This window comes from Cellulosimicrobium sp. RS, from assembly GCF_046159675.1.
In the GTDB taxonomy this organism is placed as follows: Bacteria; Actinomycetota; Actinomycetes; order Actinomycetales; family Cellulomonadaceae; genus Cellulosimicrobium; species Cellulosimicrobium funkei.
On record NZ_JBJXVU010000001.1, the window covers coordinates 527,263 to 542,512 of the forward strand.

Sequence of the window (15,250 nt, forward strand, 5' to 3'; positions counted from 1 at the left end):
TCCTCACTTGAGCAGGCGCGACATCCGCCGGTCGGCGAGGACCTGGCCCCCGGTCTGGCACGTCGGGCAGTACTGGAGGCTGCGGTCGGCGAAGCTGACCTCGCGCACGGTGTCGCCGCACACGGGACAGGGCAGACCCGTGCGCCCGTGCACGCGCATCCCCGCGCGCTTCGCGTCCTTGAGCTCGGCGGCCGGCTTGCCCGACGCCGCCGCCACGGCCTCGGCGAGCACCTCGCCCACGGCGGCGTGCACGCGCGCGACCTCGTCGGGCGTGAACGAGCGCGTGAGCTTGAACGGGCTCGTGCGCGCCGCGTGCAGGATGTCGTCGGAGTAGGCGTTCCCGATCCCGGCGATCGACGACTGGTCGCGCAGCAGCCCCTTCACCTGCTGGTTGCGCGCCGCCATGAGCGCCCCGAGCGCCTCGGGCGTGAAGGCCGGGTCGAGCGGCTCCACGCCCAGCGTCTCGATCGCCCGGACCTCCTCCGGGTGCCGCACGACGTGCACCGCGAGCCGCTTGCGCGTCCCGGCCTCCGTGAGGTCGAACCCGGAGCCGTCGTCGAACCGCACGCGCAGCGCGAGCACCGCGGCCTTCCCGCCACCGCTGCCGCCGAGGCGCGGGCGGACGGGCGTCGTCGGCGCCTTCTCGGACCAGCGCAGCCACCCGCCCCGGGCGAGGTGGAACACGAGGTGGACCTCGGCGTCGGGCCCGGGCGCACCGGTCCCGTCGCCGGTCTCGGCGAGCACGAGGTCGAGCCACTTGCCGTGCCGTCGGGCGCCCGTGACGACCCGTCCCACCAGGGCCGAGACGGGCGGGTCGAACGTCTTGAGCGCGGCGATCTGCGCGACGTCCGCGGCCACGACGGTGCGACCGGTCGCGCGGTCGTCGAGGAACCGCGCGAGGGCCTCGACCTCGGGCAGCTCGGGCATGGGGACATCCTCCCCGCCGGTAGGGTGGGGCGCATGTCTTCCGTCACGTCCGGCGCGCCCGCCGCGGCCTCCACCCGCGTCCGGGGCGCCGACCTCCTGCGCCTGTCCACCCTGTTCGTCCGGACGCTGCGCGAGGACCCGGCCGACGCCGAGGTCGCGAGCCACCGGCTCCTCGTGCGGGCGGGCTACATCCGTCGCGCCGCCCCCGGCATCTACACCTGGCTCCCGCTCGGCCTGCGCGTGCTGCGCAAGGTCGAGGACGTGGTCCGCGAGGAGATGGCGGCCGCGGGCGCGCAGGAGGTGCACTTCCCGGCGCTGCTGCCCAAGGAGCCGTACGAGGCGACGGGCCGCTGGACGGAGTACGGGCCGAACATCTTCCGTCTCAAGGACCGCAAGGACGGGGACTACCTCCTCGCGCCCACCCACGAGGAGATGTTCACGCTCCTCGTCAAGGACCTGTACTCGTCGTACAAGGACCTGCCGCTGACGATCTACCAGATCCAGACGAAGTACCGCGACGAGGCGCGTCCGCGCGCGGGCCTCATCCGCGGGCGCGAGTTCGTCATGAAAGACGCGTACTCGTTCGACACGACGGACGAGGGCCTCGAGCGCTCGTACGAGGCGCAGCGCGCGGCCTACCGGCGCATCTTCGACCGGCTCGGGCTCGAGTACGTCATCGTCGCCGCCACGTCCGGCGCCATGGGCGGGTCGCGCTCCGAGGAGTTCCTCACCCCGACGGCGATCGGCGAGGACACGTTCGTGCGCTCGCCCGGGGGCTACGCCGCGAACGTCGAGGCTGTCGTCACGCCGGTGCCCGAGGCGGTCGACTACGCCGACGCCCCGGCCGCGCACGTCGAGGACACGCCCGACACCCCCACCATCGCCTCGCTGGTCGAGCTCGCGAACGCGCGCTACCCCCGCGAGGACCGCGCGTGGACGGCGGCCGACACGCTGAAGAACGTCGTGCTCGCCCTGACGCACCCGGACGGCCGCCGCGAGGTCGTCGTCGTCGGGCTGCCGGGCGACCGCGAGGTCGACCTCAAGCGCGTGGGCGCGGCGTTCGAGCCCGCCGAGGTCGAGCCGGCCACGGACGCCGACTTCGCCGCCCACCCCGAGCTCGTCAAGGGCTACATCGGCCCGCAGGTGCTCGGCCCGAACGCGCGCCGCGAGGCACCCGCGGACGGCGACGCGTCCGACGCGTCGGCGGGGGAGACCCCCGAGCGGCACTCGGTGCGCTACTTGCTCGACCCGCGCGTCGTCGCCGGCACGCGCTGGATCACCGGCGCGAACGCGCCCGGCCGCCACGTGTTCGACCTCGTCGCCGAGCGCGACTTCGCCGCCGACGGCACGGTCGAGGCCGCGGAGGTGCGCGCGGGCGACCTCGCGCCCGACGGCTCGGGCCCGCTCGAGCTCGCGCGCGGCATCGAGATCGGCCACATCTTCGCGCTCGGCCGCAAGTACGCCCAGGCCCTCGGCCTCACGGTGCTCGACGAGAACGGCAAGCAGGTCGTCGTGACGATGGGCTCCTACGGGATCGGCGTCACGCGCGTCCTCGCGGCGCTCGCGGAGGCGAACCACGACGACGCCGGGCTCGCGTGGCCCGCGCACGTCGCGCCCGCGCAGGTGCACGTCGTCGCCACGGGCAAGGACGCGAGCGTGTTCGAGGAGGCCGAGCGCCTCGCGACCGAGCTCGCCGGCCGGGGCGTCGAGGTGATCTACGACGACCGGCCCAAGGTCTCGCCCGGCGTGAAGTTCAAGGACGCCGAGCTCCTCGGCGTGCCGCTCCTGCTCGTCGTGGGCCGCGGCCTGGCCGACGGCGTCGTCGAGGTCCGCCCGCGCGCGGGCGAGGCGGCGCAGGTCGCCGTCGAGGACGCCGTCGAGCACGTCGCGGGCCGGGTCGCCGAGCTCCTCGGCTGACCGTCCGCGCAGCCTCGGGGCGCCCCGGTCCGGACCTCCGGGCCGGGGCGCTCTGCTGCGCTCACGGCCGTGCGGTGTGGCGCTCCGGTGCGCGCTGCGCGGGGTCGTCGGTGCACCAGGGCGCCCGCGGGAGCCGGCGTCGCGCCCGTGCGTGCGAGCCGGGCGCGCTCAGCCTGCCGTCTGCTCCGGCAGGCCCGGGAACGCGACGGGCGCCTCGCCCCACGCGACGGCGCTCGCCCACGCGTCCGCGAGGAGCGCGACGGCCTCGGTCCGGGACGTCGGGGCCGCCGCGGCGACGAGGCTCGCGTACGTCTGCGCGAGCCCCGACTCGACCTGGCGCGCGAGCGCGGCCGTGTCCGTGCCGTCGGGCAGCGCGTAGGCGACGCGACGCGGGTCCTGCGGCGTCCCGTCGGTGCCCGCGGCGAGGGCCCAGCCTTGCGCGCGGGCGCGGTGCTGTGCGGCGCGCGCGACCGCGGCGGTGCGCACGTCGCCCTCCGACTGCGCGGCGCGCACCTCGTAGCCGTACCCGGCCGCGTCCTCCGCCTCGACGAGCGTCGCGAGGTCCGCGGCGCCGACCCCGCCGGGCGCCTCGTCGACGGGCGGCGGATCGGCGAGGCCTGCCGCGGCCGTCGAGCCCGTGGCCGCGGCGAGCCGCTGAGCCGAGACGTGCTCCGAGGCGGCGACCGACGCGAGGAGCCGCGCGAGCCGGGCGTCCGGCGAGGCGTCGGCCGCCGCGCCCGTGCGCCCGGCCGCGCCCACGAGCGCGGTGACGACGTCGTCCGTCGTCGCGGTGCCGGGGGCGGGCGTGCCCGCCGCGTCGGTGCTCGCCTCCGTGCTCGTCCCCGTGGTCCCGGGGTCCGACGTCGTCCCGTCCGTGCCGGGGGCGGCGGTGCCGGTCCCGGGGGCGTCGGTCCCCGCGGTGCCGGTCCCGGCGTCGTCCGCGACGTCGCCCTCGGGCTCCGTGGGGTCCTCGAGGCCCGAGTCGTAGACCCCGCCGAGCGCGTCGACGTGCTGCTCGGCGAACGCGGCGGCCTCGCCGAGCACCGCGAGCGCGGCCGGGTCGGTCACGCGCGGCGTGACGTCCGCCACCAGCGCGGCGACCGCGAGCGCGTCGTCGACGGCCCCGGAGCGGAGCACCTCGACCGTGTCGGGGGAGGGCTCCGTGGGCGGCGGCGTGTCCAGCCGGACGCCGCACCCGGCCGCCAGGACGCCCGTCGCGAGCACCGTGACGACCGCGAGCAGACGGCCGGCACGGGCCGCGGGACGGGTCCGCCGGGCTCGGGGGGCGGCGTCGGCCGCGGTCGCGTGGGGAGTCATCGGGGGCGATGATGTCACGTCCGGGGCCCGCGAGTCGTTAGGCTGGTCCCCGTTCCGACGTCCCGTGAGCGGGGGTCGGGGCACCCGAGACAACAACACACCGGTCGTCTGGCGTACCCGGCGTGGGACACGGACAGGAGCTGAGTCATGGCAGGGCAGGCGGGCGGTCAGTCCGGCAGAGGGTCCGGAGGCGACGCGGCGGCGCACGCGCTCCGGGAGAGCGTCCGCGAGGCGGTCGAGCCCGCGGTCCGCGACGCCGGGCTCCACCTCGAGGACGTCACGGTGTCGCGCGCGGGTGCCCGTTCGGTGGTGCGCGTCGTGCTGGACCTCCCCGACGACGTCGAGGGCAGCCTCGACCTGGACGCGGTGGCCGAGGCCACGCGCCCGATCTCCGCGGCGCTGGACACGGTGGACCCGCTCCACGGCGCGTACACGCTCGAGGTCTCCACGCCGGGCACGGACCGTCCGCTCACCGAGCCGCGCCACTTCCGGCGCGCCCGCGGCCGTCTCGTGCGGCTCGTCCTGACCGACGGCGGCACGCTCGAGGGCCGGCTGCGCTCCGGTTCCGAGGTCGAGACCGGGCTGGTCCTCGACGTCCCCGGCGCGCGCGGCGCGGTGACCGAGCGCGTGGTGCCGCTCGCCGACGTCGTGCGCGGCGAGGTGCAGGTCGAGCTCAAGCGCGCCCTCGAGGCGGACCTGCCCGAGCTCGACGGCTCCGCCGACGAGACGACCGACCACGACGAGGAGGCCTGACGATGGACGTGGACATGAGCGCGCTGCGCCTGCTGGAGCGCGAGCGGGACATCAGCCTCGACGTGCTCGTCGCGGCGATCGAGCAGGCCCTGCTCTCGGCGTACCACCGCACCCCCGACGCGTACACCCGTGCGCGCGTCGAGCTCGACCGCAAGACGGGCCACGTGACGGTGTGGGCGCGCGAGGAGCTGCCGGCTCCCGAGACCGACGACGAGGACGCCCCGCGCGGCCCCGTCGAGTACGGTCCCGAGTTCGACCACACGCCCGCCGACTTCGGGCGCATCGCGACCTCGACCGCACGCCAGGTCATCGTCCAGCGCCTGCGCGACGCGGAGGACGACCAGATCCTCGGCACGTTCCGCGGGAAGGAGGGCGAGGTCCTCGCGGGCGTCATCCAGCAGGGCCGCGACCCGCGCGTCGTGCTCGTGGACGTGGGCGGCACGGAGGCCGTGCTCCCGCCGCACGAGCAGGTCCCCACGGAGGAGTACGTGCACGGCGAGCGCCTGCGCGCCTACGTGCTCGAGGTCGCCCGGGGAATGAAGGGCGCGCAGATCACGTTGAGCCGCACGCACCCGAACCTCGTCCGCAAGCTCTTCGAGCTCGAGGTCCCCGAGGTCGCCGACGGCTCGGTGGAGATCACCGCCATCGCGCGCGAGGCGGGGCACCGCACCAAGGTCGCCGTCCGCTCGCGCGTCCCGGGGCTCGGAGCCAAGGGCGCGTGCATCGGGCCCATGGGCTCGCGCGTGCGCGCGGTCATGGCGGAGCTCCACGGCGAGAAGATCGACATCGTCGACCACAGCGACGACCCGGCCCAGTTCGTGGCCAACGCGCTGTCCCCGGCGCGTGTGTCGTCGGTCACGGTGGTCGACGAGGTGGCGCGCGCCGCGCGCGTCGTCGTCCCGGACTTCCAGCTCTCCCTCGCGATCGGCAAGGAGGGGCAGAACGCCCGCCTGGCCGCGAAGCTCACGGGGTGGCGCATCGACATCCGCTCGGACGAGGGCGGCGCCCCGGCCGAGGGGTCGGACGGTGCCGCTCCCGCAGGTCCTCGCGCTGCCGACCGGTAGCCGCGGAGCGTGGGACGGTCACGGATGACGGACCGGCGCGGTAGACTGTCATCGACCGGGCCGCGAGCCCGCACCTCGACCATGCCCCCGGACTCCACGACCCTTCCCGTTCCGACGGGATCGGGTCCGGTCCGCACGTGCGTCGGGTGCAGGCAGCGCGACCTGCGGTCAGCTCTTCTCCGTCTGGTCCTCGACCGGTCCGGCGCGGGCACCGACGAGCCACGGCTCGTGGTGGACGCCGGGCGGTCGCTGCCGGGTCGCGGTGCGTGGCTCCACGCGTCGACCCGGTGCCTCGAGACGGCGGAACGCCGGCGGGCCGTCCCGCGGGCCCTGCGTGTCGCCGGGCCCCTCGACCTCGCCGCGGTCCGCGCCGTGATCGAGGCCCGTCCGGGAGAGCACCTCTGAGCCATGCGTCACGGCCCCGTCCGTACGGGGCCGCCAGCACGACACGTCGACAAGGAAGCGGGTTAGAAGCCGATGGGCACCCGATGAGTACCCAGCGATGAGCACCCAGCACTAACGACGGTCCTCCCTGTCCGGGGCGGGCCGAGACAGGAGAGTTGTGGCAAAGGTCCGCGTCTACGAGCTCGCGAAGGAGCTCGGGGTGGAAAGCAAGACCATCATGACCAAGCTGACGGAGCTCGGTGAGTTCGTCCGCTCGGCATCCTCGACCATCGAGCCACCGGTGGTCCGCAAGCTGCGCGACGCCTTCCCCGCCGGGGGTGGCGGCGCGAGCAAGCCCGCGGCACCCGCCGCGCGTCCGGCCGCGCCGAAGCCGGCCCCGAAGCCGGAGGTCAAGGCCGAGCCGGCCGCGCCGGCTCCGCAGGCCCCGCAGGCCGCGGCCCCCGCCGAGCCGGCCGCGCCGGCCCCGAAGGCTCCGGCACCCGCCGCGCCCGCGGCGCCGGCCCCGAAGGCTCCGGCACCTCAGGCTCCCGCGGCGCAGCGTCCGACGCCCGCGCCCGCGCAGAAGCCCACCGCCTCGCCCAAGCCGGGCGGCGGCACGAACGCGCCCGCCCCGCGCCCCGGTGGCTCGGGCGGACGTCCCGGCGCACCGCGTCCGGGGAACAACCCGTTCGCGACCAGCCAGGGCATGCCCCGGCAGGGTGGCCCGCGTCCGGGCGCCCCGCGCCCGGGCAACAACCCGTTCGCCCCGAGCCAGGGCATGCCCCGGCCCGGGTCGCGCCCCGAGCGCACCGAGGGTGCGGCGGCGGCATCCGGCGAGCGCTCGGGCGGTCCTCGCCCGGGCGGCCCGCGTCCGGCGCCGCGTCCCGGCGGCCCGCGCCCCAACCCGGGCATGATGCCCGGCCGCACCTCGATCGGCCGTCCCGGTGAGCGTCCTGCTCCCGGTGGTCGTCCCGGTGGCGGTGGCGGCGGTCGTGGCGGCGGCTTCGGCGGTCGTCCCGGTGGTGGCGGCGCTCCCGGCGGTGGCGGCGGCTTCGCCGGCCGTCCCGGTGGCGGTGGCCGCGGTGGCGCCGGTCGTGGCTCGACGCAGGGCGCCTTCGGGCGCGCCGGCGGTCGTCCGGTCCGTGGGCGGAAGTCGAAGCGCGCGAAGCGCCAGGAGTTCGAGCAGATGCAGGCGCCGTCGCTCGGCGGCGTGCAGGTTCCCCGCGGGAACGGCTCGACCGTCGTGCGGCTGCGTCACGGCTCGTCGCTCAACGACTTCGCCGACAAGATCGACGCGAACCCCGCGAGCCTCGTGACCGTGCTGTTCCACCTCGGTGAGATGGCCACGGCGACGCAGTCGCTCGACGAGGACACGTTCGGTGCCCTCGCGTCCGAGCTCGGCTACGTCATCGAGATGGTCTCGGCCGAGGAGGAGGACCGCGAGCTGCTCGGGTCGTTCGACATCGACCTGGACGCGGAGCTCGAGGCCGAGGGCGACGACGAGCTCGCCGCCCGCCCGCCGGTCGTCACCGTCATGGGTCACGTCGACCACGGAAAGACCAAGCTCCTCGACGCCATCCGCCAGACGGACGTCGTCGCGGGCGAGGCCGGCGGCATCACCCAGCACATCGGTGCGTACCAGGTGCGCCACGAGCACGAGGGCGTCGACCGCGCCATCACCTTCATCGACACCCCGGGTCACGAGGCGTTCACCGCCATGCGTGCCCGTGGTGCCCAGGTGACGGACATCGCGATCCTCGTCGTGGCCGCGGACGACGGCGTGATGCCGCAGACCATCGAGGCGCTCAACCACGCCCAGGCGGCGAACGTGCCGATCGTGGTCGCGGTGAACAAGGTGGACAAGGAGTCGGCGAACCCGGCCAAGATCCGCCAGCAGCTCACCGAGTACAACCTGGTGGCCGAGGAGTACGGCGGCGACACGATGTTCGTCGACGTGTCCGCGAAGCAGAACATGGGCATCGACGACCTCCTCGAGGCCGTCCTGCTCACGGCCGACGCCTCGCTCGACCTGCGTGCGAACCCCGACAAGGACGCGCGCGGCGTCGCCATCGAGGCGAACCTGGACAAGGGCCGCGGCGCCGTCGCGACCGTCCTCGTCCAGTCCGGCACGCTGCACGTCGGTGACGCGATCGTCGCCGGCACGGCCCACGGCCGTGTCCGGGCGATGTTCGACGAGCACGGCAACGCCGTGACCGAGGCGGGCCCCGCCCGTCCGGTCCTCGTGCTGGGTCTCGCGTCCGTGCCGAGCGCGGGCGACACGTTCCTCGTGGCGCCCGACGAGCGCACGGCCCGCCAGATCGCCGAGAAGCGCGAGGCTGCCGAGCGCGCCGCCCTCCTGGCCAAGCGCCGCAAGCGCATCAGCCTCGAGGACTTCACGCAGGCTCTCCAGCAGGGCAAGGTCGAGACCCTCAACCTCGTCCTCAAGGGCGACGTGTCCGGTGCCGTCGAGGCCCTCGAGGACGCGCTGCTCAAGATCGACGTGGGCGACGAGGTCGAGCTGCGCGTCATCCACCGCGGTGTCGGTGCGATCACGCAGAACGACGTCAACCTCGCGACGGTCGACAACGCGATCATCATCGGCTTCAACGTGAAGTACGGCGAGCGCGTCGAGGACCTGGCCGAGCGCGAGGGCGTCGACGTCCGCTTCTACTCGATCATCTACCAGGCGATCGAGGACGTGGAGGCCGCGCTCAAGGGCATGCTCAAGCCGGAGTACGAGGAGGCCCAGCTGGGCACGGCGGAGATCCGCGAGATCTTCCGCTCCTCCAAGTTCGGCAACATCGCCGGCTCGATCGTCCGGTCGGGCGAGATCCGCCGCAACGCCAAGGCGCGCGTCCTGCGCGACGGCAAGGTCGTGGGGGACAACCTCACGGTCGAGTCGCTCAAGCGGTTCAAGGACGACGCCACCGAGGTCCGCGAGGGCTTCGAGTGCGGTATCGGTCTGGGCTCGTTCAACGACCTCCAGGTCGGCGACACCATCGAGACGTTCGAGATGCGCGAGAAGCCGCGCTCCTGACGCTCGTCACGCCCGGGGGCGGTCACGGTCATCGTGGCCGCCCCCGGGCGTTCGTCACCCCGCGGTCGTCATCACCCGCAGTCGTCAGTCAGCACCCCACCGCGGTCACCCACCCGGCCGGTGGGCGCCGTTCGACGTACGGTCGTCGGGACCGTCGCCGGAAGGCTCGGCACGAAAGGAAGAAGACATGGTCGACCACCCCCGGGCGAGGAAGCTCGCCGACCGCATCAAGGAGATCGTCGCGCAGATGCTCGACACGCGGATCAAGGACCCGCGCCTCGGGTTCGTCACGGTCACGGACGTCCGTGTCACCGGTGACCTGCAGAACGCCTCGGTGTTCTACACCGTCTACGGGACGGACGAGGAGCGGGCCGGGACGGCCGCCGCGCTGGAGAGCGCGAAGGGCCTCATCCGGTCGGAGGTCGGCAAGCAGACCGGCATCCGCCTCACTCCGGCGATCGAGTTCCACCTCGACGCGGTGCCCGAGACGGCGGCGCACCTCGACGCCGCGCTCGTGGAGGCCCGCCGGCGCGACGCCGAGCTCGCCGCCCTGCGCGAGGGCAAGCCGTTCGCCGGGGACGCCGACCCGTACCGCACGTCGGAGGACGCGGACGCCGTCGCCGACGACGACCGGGCCTGACCGCGTGGGCGCACGCCCGTCCGCGACCGACCGTCGGGAGCGACGCCCCGTCGCTCCCGACGGTCTCGTCGTCGTCGACAAGCCCGCCGGCTGGACGAGCCACGACGTCGTCGGCCGTGGCCGACGCCTCGCCGGCACGCGCAAGGTCGGCCACGCGGGCACGCTCGACCCCATGGCCACGGGCGTGCTCGTGCTCGGCGTCGGGCGCGCGACGAAGCTGCTGACGTACGTCGTCGGCGCCGACAAGGACTACGACGCGACGATCCGCCTCGGTGCGGCGACCACGACCGACGACGCGGAGGGCGAGGTGCTCTCGCGGGCGGACGCGTCCGCCGTCGTGCGGGCCGACCTCGAGGCGGGGATCGCCGGCCTCACCGGCGAGATCCTCCAGGTGCCGAGCACGGTGAGCGCGATCAAGGTCGACGGGCAGCGCGCGTACGCGCGGGCCCGCGCGGGCGAGGAGGTCGCGCTGGCGGCGCGGCCCGTCGTCGTCTCGCGCTTCGACGTGCTCGCGGTGCGGCCCGTGGCGCCGGGGGAGCAGGGCGTCCCCGACGACGCGCCGCCCGCGCTCGACGTCGACGTCACCGTGACCGTGTCGTCGGGGACGTACGTGCGCGCGCTCGCGCGCGACCTCGGGTCGGCGCTCGGCGTCGGCGGCCACCTCACGGCGCTGCGGCGCACGCGGGTGGGCGGGTACGGGCTCGACGTCGCCTCGACGCTCGAGGAGCTCGAGGCCCAGGCGGACCGCGACGGCGTGCTCGCGACCCTGCCGCTCGCGCAGGCGGCCCGTGCGACGTTCCCCGTGCGCGAGCTGACCCCGGAGCAGGCGACCGCGCTGTCGTACGGGCAGTGGGTCGACGCGACCGGGACGCCCGGCACGACGGCGGCGATGTCCCCGACGGGCGAGCTCGTGGCGCTCGTGGAGGACACCCGCCGCGGCGGCAAGGACCTCGCCCGGCCGGTCCTCGTGCTCGCTCCCGCCTGACGCGTCCGGTTCGGCGTCGTGCCCGGGGCGTGGCAGTCTTGTCCAGCGCGGTCCCGGTGCCTCCCCGTCCGGTCCGCCGCCCCCCGTCGGCACGGGCGGCCGCCCCGGGCGGCACCCGCGGCCTTCCTGCTCACCTGAGGAGTTCTCGCGTGCACCTGTGGACGGACCTGAGCCAGGTTCCCCCGGGTTTCGGCCCGTCGGTCGTGACGATCGGCAACTTCGACGGCGTCCACCGCGGGCACGCCCAGGTGCTCGGGCGCATCGTCGACCTGGCGCGCGAGCGCGACGCGCGCGCCGTGGCCGTGACGTTCCACCCGCACCCGTCGGCCGTGCACCGCCCCCAGAGCGCGCCCGAGCTCATCACGGGCATCGCGGACCGGGTCGAGCTGCTCGCCGCGACGGGCCTGGACGCGGTCCTGCTCGTGGAGTACACGCTCGAGTTCGCGCGGCAGACGCCGGAGGAGTTCGTGCGCACCTACCTCGTCGACGGCCTGCACGCGGGCGCGGTCGTCGTCGGGCACGACGTCCGCTTCGGCCGCGACAACGCAGGCACCATGGAGACGATGGTCGCGCTCGGCGCGCGGTACGGCTTCGACGTGGTGGCGATCGACGACGTCGGCCAGCACCAGGGCGTGCCGGTCACCGACGAGGAGACGCCGGGCGACTCGCAGGTGCGCTGGTCCTCGACGGGCGTGCGCGCGCTGCTCGCGGCGGGCGACGTGCGCGAGGCGGCCCGCATCCTCGGCCGGTCCCACCGCGTGCGCGGCACCGTCGTGCACGGCGACGCGCGGGGGCGTGAGCTCGGCTTCCCGACGGCCAACCTCGGCTCGATCAGCGGCATGGTCCCGGCCGACGGCGTCTACGCGGGCTGGCTCGAGCGACCGCAGCTCGCGGGCGCCGATCCCCGCCACGCGGACGTGCGCCTGCCGGCGGCGATCTCGATCGGCACCAACCCGACGTTCGACGGCGTCGAGCGCCGGGTCGAGGCGTACGTCCTGGACCGCGCGGACCTCGACCTGTACGACGAGGACGTGGTCCTCGAGCTCGTCGAGCGGCTGCGCCCGACGCTGCGCTTCGACGGCATCGAGCCGCTCGTGGCGCAGATGCACGACGACGTCGCGCGCGCCCGGGAGATCCTCGCCGCCCCGGGCGGGGAGCCGGCCGCGACGACGCCGGGCGCCTGACCGTGGCCGCCCCGGCACCCGTGCTCGAGGCGCGCGCGCTGCGCGTCGGCTACGCGGACGTCGCGGTGTGCGCGCCCGTCGACCTCGCCGTGGTGCCGGGCGAGCTGGTCGTGGTGATCGGCGCCAACGGGAGCGGCAAGTCGACGCTCCTGCGCACGCTGCTCGGTCTCCAGGCGCCGCTCGGCGGTGCGGTGCGCGCGTTCGGGCGCGACGTGGACGAGCGCGAGCGCGACTTCCGGGCGCGCGTCGCGGGCGTGCTCGACGACGACGCGTTCTTCCCGGCGCTCACGGTCCGCGAGCACCTCGTCCTCGTCGCGCGAGGGCACGGCGTGCCGGGGGCCGGGGCCGTCGTGGACGAGCTGCTCGACCGGTTCGGGATCGCGGAGCAGGGTCGGTCGCTCCCGTCGGCGCTCTCCTCCGGCCAGCGGCGACGCTTCCTGCTCGCCTCGGGCTTCGTGCGGCCCCGTGAGCTGCTCGTCCTCGACGAGCCCGAGCAGCGGCTCGACCCGGGGATGCGGGAGCGCCTCGCGGCGCTGCTCGTCGAGGACGCGCGCAGCGGCGTGGCCGTGGTCCTCGCCACGCACGACCCCGAGCTCGTCGAACGCACGGGCGCGCGCGGCCTGCTGGTCGACGACGACCGGTGCGTCCCGCTCGCCCCGGCCGACGTCCACGCGGCGCTCCTGGCGGTGCGCTGACCGTGCCGCACGGAGCGAGCGCGCTGCGCTCCGACCCGGACGAGCTGCTGACCGGTCGCGAGCTGCGCCGTCTCACCGCCCGTGCCGCGGCCGCGCGGGCCGACGCCGGGCCGGGCGAGATCGTCGTCGACGTCGCCTACGCCGTGGTGTCCGTCGCGCTCGCGACGGGCTGGGTCGTCGGGCTCGCGTCGATGCTGCGCTCGACGCTCGCGACCGCCGCACCGGCGGGCGGGCCGCCCGTGCTGGGGCCGGGGGCCGTCCAGGCGCTCGGCACGACGGCGCTGCTCGCGTTCCTCACGGGCACCGCCGTGCGCCTGGGCCCGGTCGGCGCCGGCGGGGGCGGGGTGCGGTGGTGGGTGCCGACGCCCGCCGACCGGCGGGGTCTCGTGTCGCCGTCCTTCGCGCGCGCCGTCGTGCTGGGTGCCGGGCTCGGCGCGCTGGGGAGCGCCGTCGTCGCGGTCGCGGCCGGTCTGGACGCGGTGCCCGCGCTGCGGGCCGGCGGCGCCCTCGGCCTGCTCCTCGTCGCGGTCGCGGGACTCGCCCAGCCGTCGGCCCGCGCCGCCGGGCTGCTCGCGCGGGCGAGCGACGTCGCGGTCGCGGCCGTACCGGTCGCGGGTCTCGCGCTCGTCGTCGCCGGGCGCCCCGGTCTCCCGCCGCTCGGTGCGCCGCTCGTCGTCGTGCTCGGTCTGCTCGCCGTCGCGGCGCTGCTCGTGCTGCGGTGGTGGCGCGGGCTGGAGTCCCTCGGCGCGACGGTGCTGCGCGCGCAGAGCGCGGTCGCGGACCAGGTGGGTGGCGCCGTGCTGTCCTTCGACACGCGGGACCTGGGCCGGGCCCTGCGCCGGGCCGGCGCCGCCCGGGTCCGGGTCCGCCGGCCCCACCGGTTCGCCGCGGTGCACGGTCCCGTCGGCGCGGTGGTCGCGGCCGACCTCGTGCTGCTGGGTCGCAGTCCGTCGGCGCTCGCCCAGCTCGTCGGTCTCGCCGCCCTCACGGTCGTCGCGCAGCAGGTGCCCGGCCTGGGCTCCGGCTTCGGTCTCTTCGCCCTGCTCGTCGCGGCGGGCCTCGGGGCGGCGGTGCTCGGCGCGGAGGGGGCGCGCACGGCAGAGATGGCCCCGGTCGTCGACGCGCTCGTGCCCCTCCGCGCGCGCTGGACGCGGCTCGCGCGCGGCGTCGTCCCGACGCTCACGGCGACGGCCTGCCTCGTCGCGGGCACGGCCCCGCTCGCGCTCGGGACGGGGGACGCGCGCTGGCTCGGGGTCGCGGTGCTCGCTGCGGTCGTCCAGGGCGCCGCCGCCGTGCGCAGCGCGTACCGCGAGCCGCCGGACTGGGGCGGGCCGCTGCTCGCGACGCCCTCGGGCGGTCTGCCGACGGGCGCCGCGGCCGTGCTGCGCAAGGGGCCCGACGTCGCGGTGCTCGGCGCGGTCCCGCTCGGGGTCGCCCTGCTCGTCGGTACGCCCGGGTGGGGCGTCGTGGTGGCCCAGGCGCTGGCCGCCGTCGTGGCGGTCGCGGTCGCGACCCACGTGCGCGCGGCCCGCTGACCCGACGGCGGCCCGAGCGCGTCCTCAGGCCGCCGCGGGCGCCGGGACGAGGCGGCCGTCCGCGAGGTGGACCCGCGCGTCGACCGGGTCGAGCGTCGCCTCGTCGTGCGAGACGAGCAGCGTCGCGGCGTCGAGCTCGCGCGCGAGCCGCACGACCAGCTCCACCACCTGCACGCCGCGCTCGTGGTCGAGCGCCGACGTCGGCTCGTCCACGAGCAGCACCTCGGGGTCGTTCATGAGCGCGCGGGCGATCGCGACGCGCTGGCGCTGCCCGCCCGAGAGGTGCTCGGGCCGGCGGCCCGCGCGGTCGGCGACCCCGACGGCGTCGAGCAGCGCGAGGGCGTGCGCGCGGCGCGACGCGGGGGAACGGCCCCGGAGGTGGCTCATGAGCTCGAGCTGCTCGAGCACGGTGAGCGACGCGACGAGCTGCGGCTGCTGGAACACGAGCCCGATGCGCTCCCGGCGCAGCGCCGCCGCCCGGTCGGCCGCACGCCGCGCGCGCCGCCGGGCGCGCCGTCCGGCCGCGTCCCCGGGCTCGGTGCCGGGGTCGGCGTCGAGTGGTGCGCTGACGACGTCGGGACCCACCCGCACGACGCCCGCCGTCGGCGGCGTGAGCGTCGCCGCGACGGCGAGCAGGCTGGACTTGCCGGCGCCGGACGGGCCGAGCAGCGCCGTCGTGGTGCCCGAGGGCACGGTGAGGGAGACGTCGTCGACGGCGACGAGGACGCCGTCGCCGTCGGGGTAGGTGAGTCGGACACGGTCGAGGACGAGGTCCACGGGGAGCTCCTGAGGGTCGGTACGGACGAGTGGGG

Annotated in this window: 13 protein-coding genes; 10 read left to right on the forward strand and 3 right to left on the reverse strand. The window is 76.1% G+C overall.

The features are described 5' to 3' along the window. Positions 1–3: 3 nt before the first annotated feature. Positions 4–927, reverse strand: coding sequence for an Fpg/Nei family DNA glycosylase (locus tag ACI769_RS02385; RefSeq protein WP_085388118.1), 924 nt, complete (start codon positions 925–927; stop codon positions 4–6). A 33-nt stretch (positions 928–960) separates the two neighbouring features. Here ACI769_RS02385 and ACI769_RS02390 point away from each other — a divergent pair, with 33 nt between their 5' ends. Further along, positions 961–2,844, forward strand: coding sequence for a proline--tRNA ligase (locus ACI769_RS02390; protein ID WP_051876593.1), 1,884 nt, complete (start codon positions 961–963; stop codon positions 2,842–2,844). 168 nt (positions 2,845–3,012) lie between these two features. Here the strand turns inward: ACI769_RS02390 and ACI769_RS02395 are convergent, their stop codons facing one another. Then, complete coding sequence (locus ACI769_RS02395; protein WP_085388117.1) at positions 3,013–4,161, reverse strand: DUF4439 domain-containing protein; 1,149 nt, start codon at positions 4,159–4,161, stop codon at positions 3,013–3,015. 147 nt (positions 4,162–4,308) lie between these two features. Between ACI769_RS02395 and rimP the strand changes: the two genes are divergently transcribed. From rimP to ACI769_RS02440, 9 genes are all read left to right on the forward strand, one after another. After that, positions 4,309–4,914, forward strand: coding sequence for a ribosome maturation factor RimP (gene rimP, locus ACI769_RS02400; RefSeq protein ID WP_085388116.1), 606 nt, complete (start codon positions 4,309–4,311; stop codon positions 4,912–4,914). 2 nt (positions 4,915–4,916) lie between these two features. Then, on the forward strand, positions 4,917–5,978 hold the full coding sequence (gene nusA, locus ACI769_RS02405; protein WP_021482697.1) for a transcription termination factor NusA: 1,062 nt from the start codon (positions 4,917–4,919) through the stop codon (positions 5,976–5,978). Between the two features lie 81 nt (positions 5,979–6,059). After that, positions 6,060–6,383 carry a YlxR family protein gene (locus ACI769_RS02410; protein ID WP_232322583.1) on the forward strand — a complete coding sequence of 108 codons (324 nt, stop codon included), beginning with the start codon at positions 6,060–6,062 and terminating at the stop codon, positions 6,381–6,383. 157 nt (positions 6,384–6,540) lie between these two features. After that, positions 6,541–9,399: a translation initiation factor IF-2 gene (gene infB / locus ACI769_RS02415; protein ID WP_085388114.1), complete on the forward strand. Its 2,859-nt coding sequence runs from the start codon at positions 6,541–6,543 to the stop codon at positions 9,397–9,399. Between the two features lie 187 nt (positions 9,400–9,586). Continuing rightward, positions 9,587–10,039, forward strand: coding sequence for a 30S ribosome-binding factor RbfA (gene rbfA, locus ACI769_RS02420; protein WP_043659091.1), 453 nt, complete (start codon positions 9,587–9,589; stop codon positions 10,037–10,039). Between the two features lie 4 nt (positions 10,040–10,043). After that, positions 10,044–11,024: a tRNA pseudouridine(55) synthase TruB gene (gene truB / locus ACI769_RS02425; RefSeq protein WP_085388113.1), complete on the forward strand. Its 981-nt coding sequence runs from the start codon at positions 10,044–10,046 to the stop codon at positions 11,022–11,024. Positions 11,025–11,173: 149 nt separating this feature from the next. Next, positions 11,174–12,208: a bifunctional riboflavin kinase/FAD synthetase gene (locus tag ACI769_RS02430; protein WP_085388112.1), complete on the forward strand. Its 1,035-nt coding sequence runs from the start codon at positions 11,174–11,176 to the stop codon at positions 12,206–12,208. Positions 12,209–12,210: 2 nt separating this feature from the next. Next, positions 12,211–12,903: an ABC transporter ATP-binding protein gene (locus tag ACI769_RS02435; RefSeq protein ID WP_137280308.1), complete on the forward strand. Its 693-nt coding sequence runs from the start codon at positions 12,211–12,213 to the stop codon at positions 12,901–12,903. 2 nt (positions 12,904–12,905) lie between these two features. Beyond that, on the forward strand, positions 12,906–14,438 hold the full coding sequence (locus tag ACI769_RS02440) for a DUF6297 family protein (RefSeq protein WP_085388110.1): 1,533 nt from the start codon (positions 12,906–12,908) through the stop codon (positions 14,436–14,438). Between the two features lie 24 nt (positions 14,439–14,462). Here the strand turns inward: ACI769_RS02440 and ACI769_RS02445 are convergent, their stop codons facing one another. Next, complete coding sequence (locus tag ACI769_RS02445; protein WP_085388109.1) at positions 14,463–15,215, reverse strand: ABC transporter ATP-binding protein; 753 nt, start codon at positions 15,213–15,215, stop codon at positions 14,463–14,465. Positions 15,216–15,250: the final 35 nt, after the last annotated feature.

Coding starts and splice junctions, on each gene's coding strand:
- rimP (WP_085388116.1), top strand. CDS start 4,309: ATGGCAGGGCAGGCGGGCGGTCAGTCCGGCAGAGGGTCCGGAGGCGAC.
- ACI769_RS02390 (WP_051876593.1), top strand. CDS start 961: ATGTCTTCCGTCACGTCCGGCGCGCCCGCCGCGGCCTCCACCCGCGTC.
- ACI769_RS02385 (WP_085388118.1), bottom strand. CDS start 927: ATGCCCGAGCTGCCCGAGGTCGAGGCCCTCGCGCGGTTCCTCGACGAC.
- rbfA (WP_043659091.1), top strand. CDS start 9,587: ATGGTCGACCACCCCCGGGCGAGGAAGCTCGCCGACCGCATCAAGGAG.
- ACI769_RS02410 (WP_232322583.1), top strand. CDS start 6,060: ATGCCCCCGGACTCCACGACCCTTCCCGTTCCGACGGGATCGGGTCCG.
- ACI769_RS02395 (WP_085388117.1), bottom strand. CDS start 4,161: ATGACTCCCCACGCGACCGCGGCCGACGCCGCCCCCCGAGCCCGGCGG.
- nusA (WP_021482697.1), top strand. CDS start 4,917: ATGGACGTGGACATGAGCGCGCTGCGCCTGCTGGAGCGCGAGCGGGAC.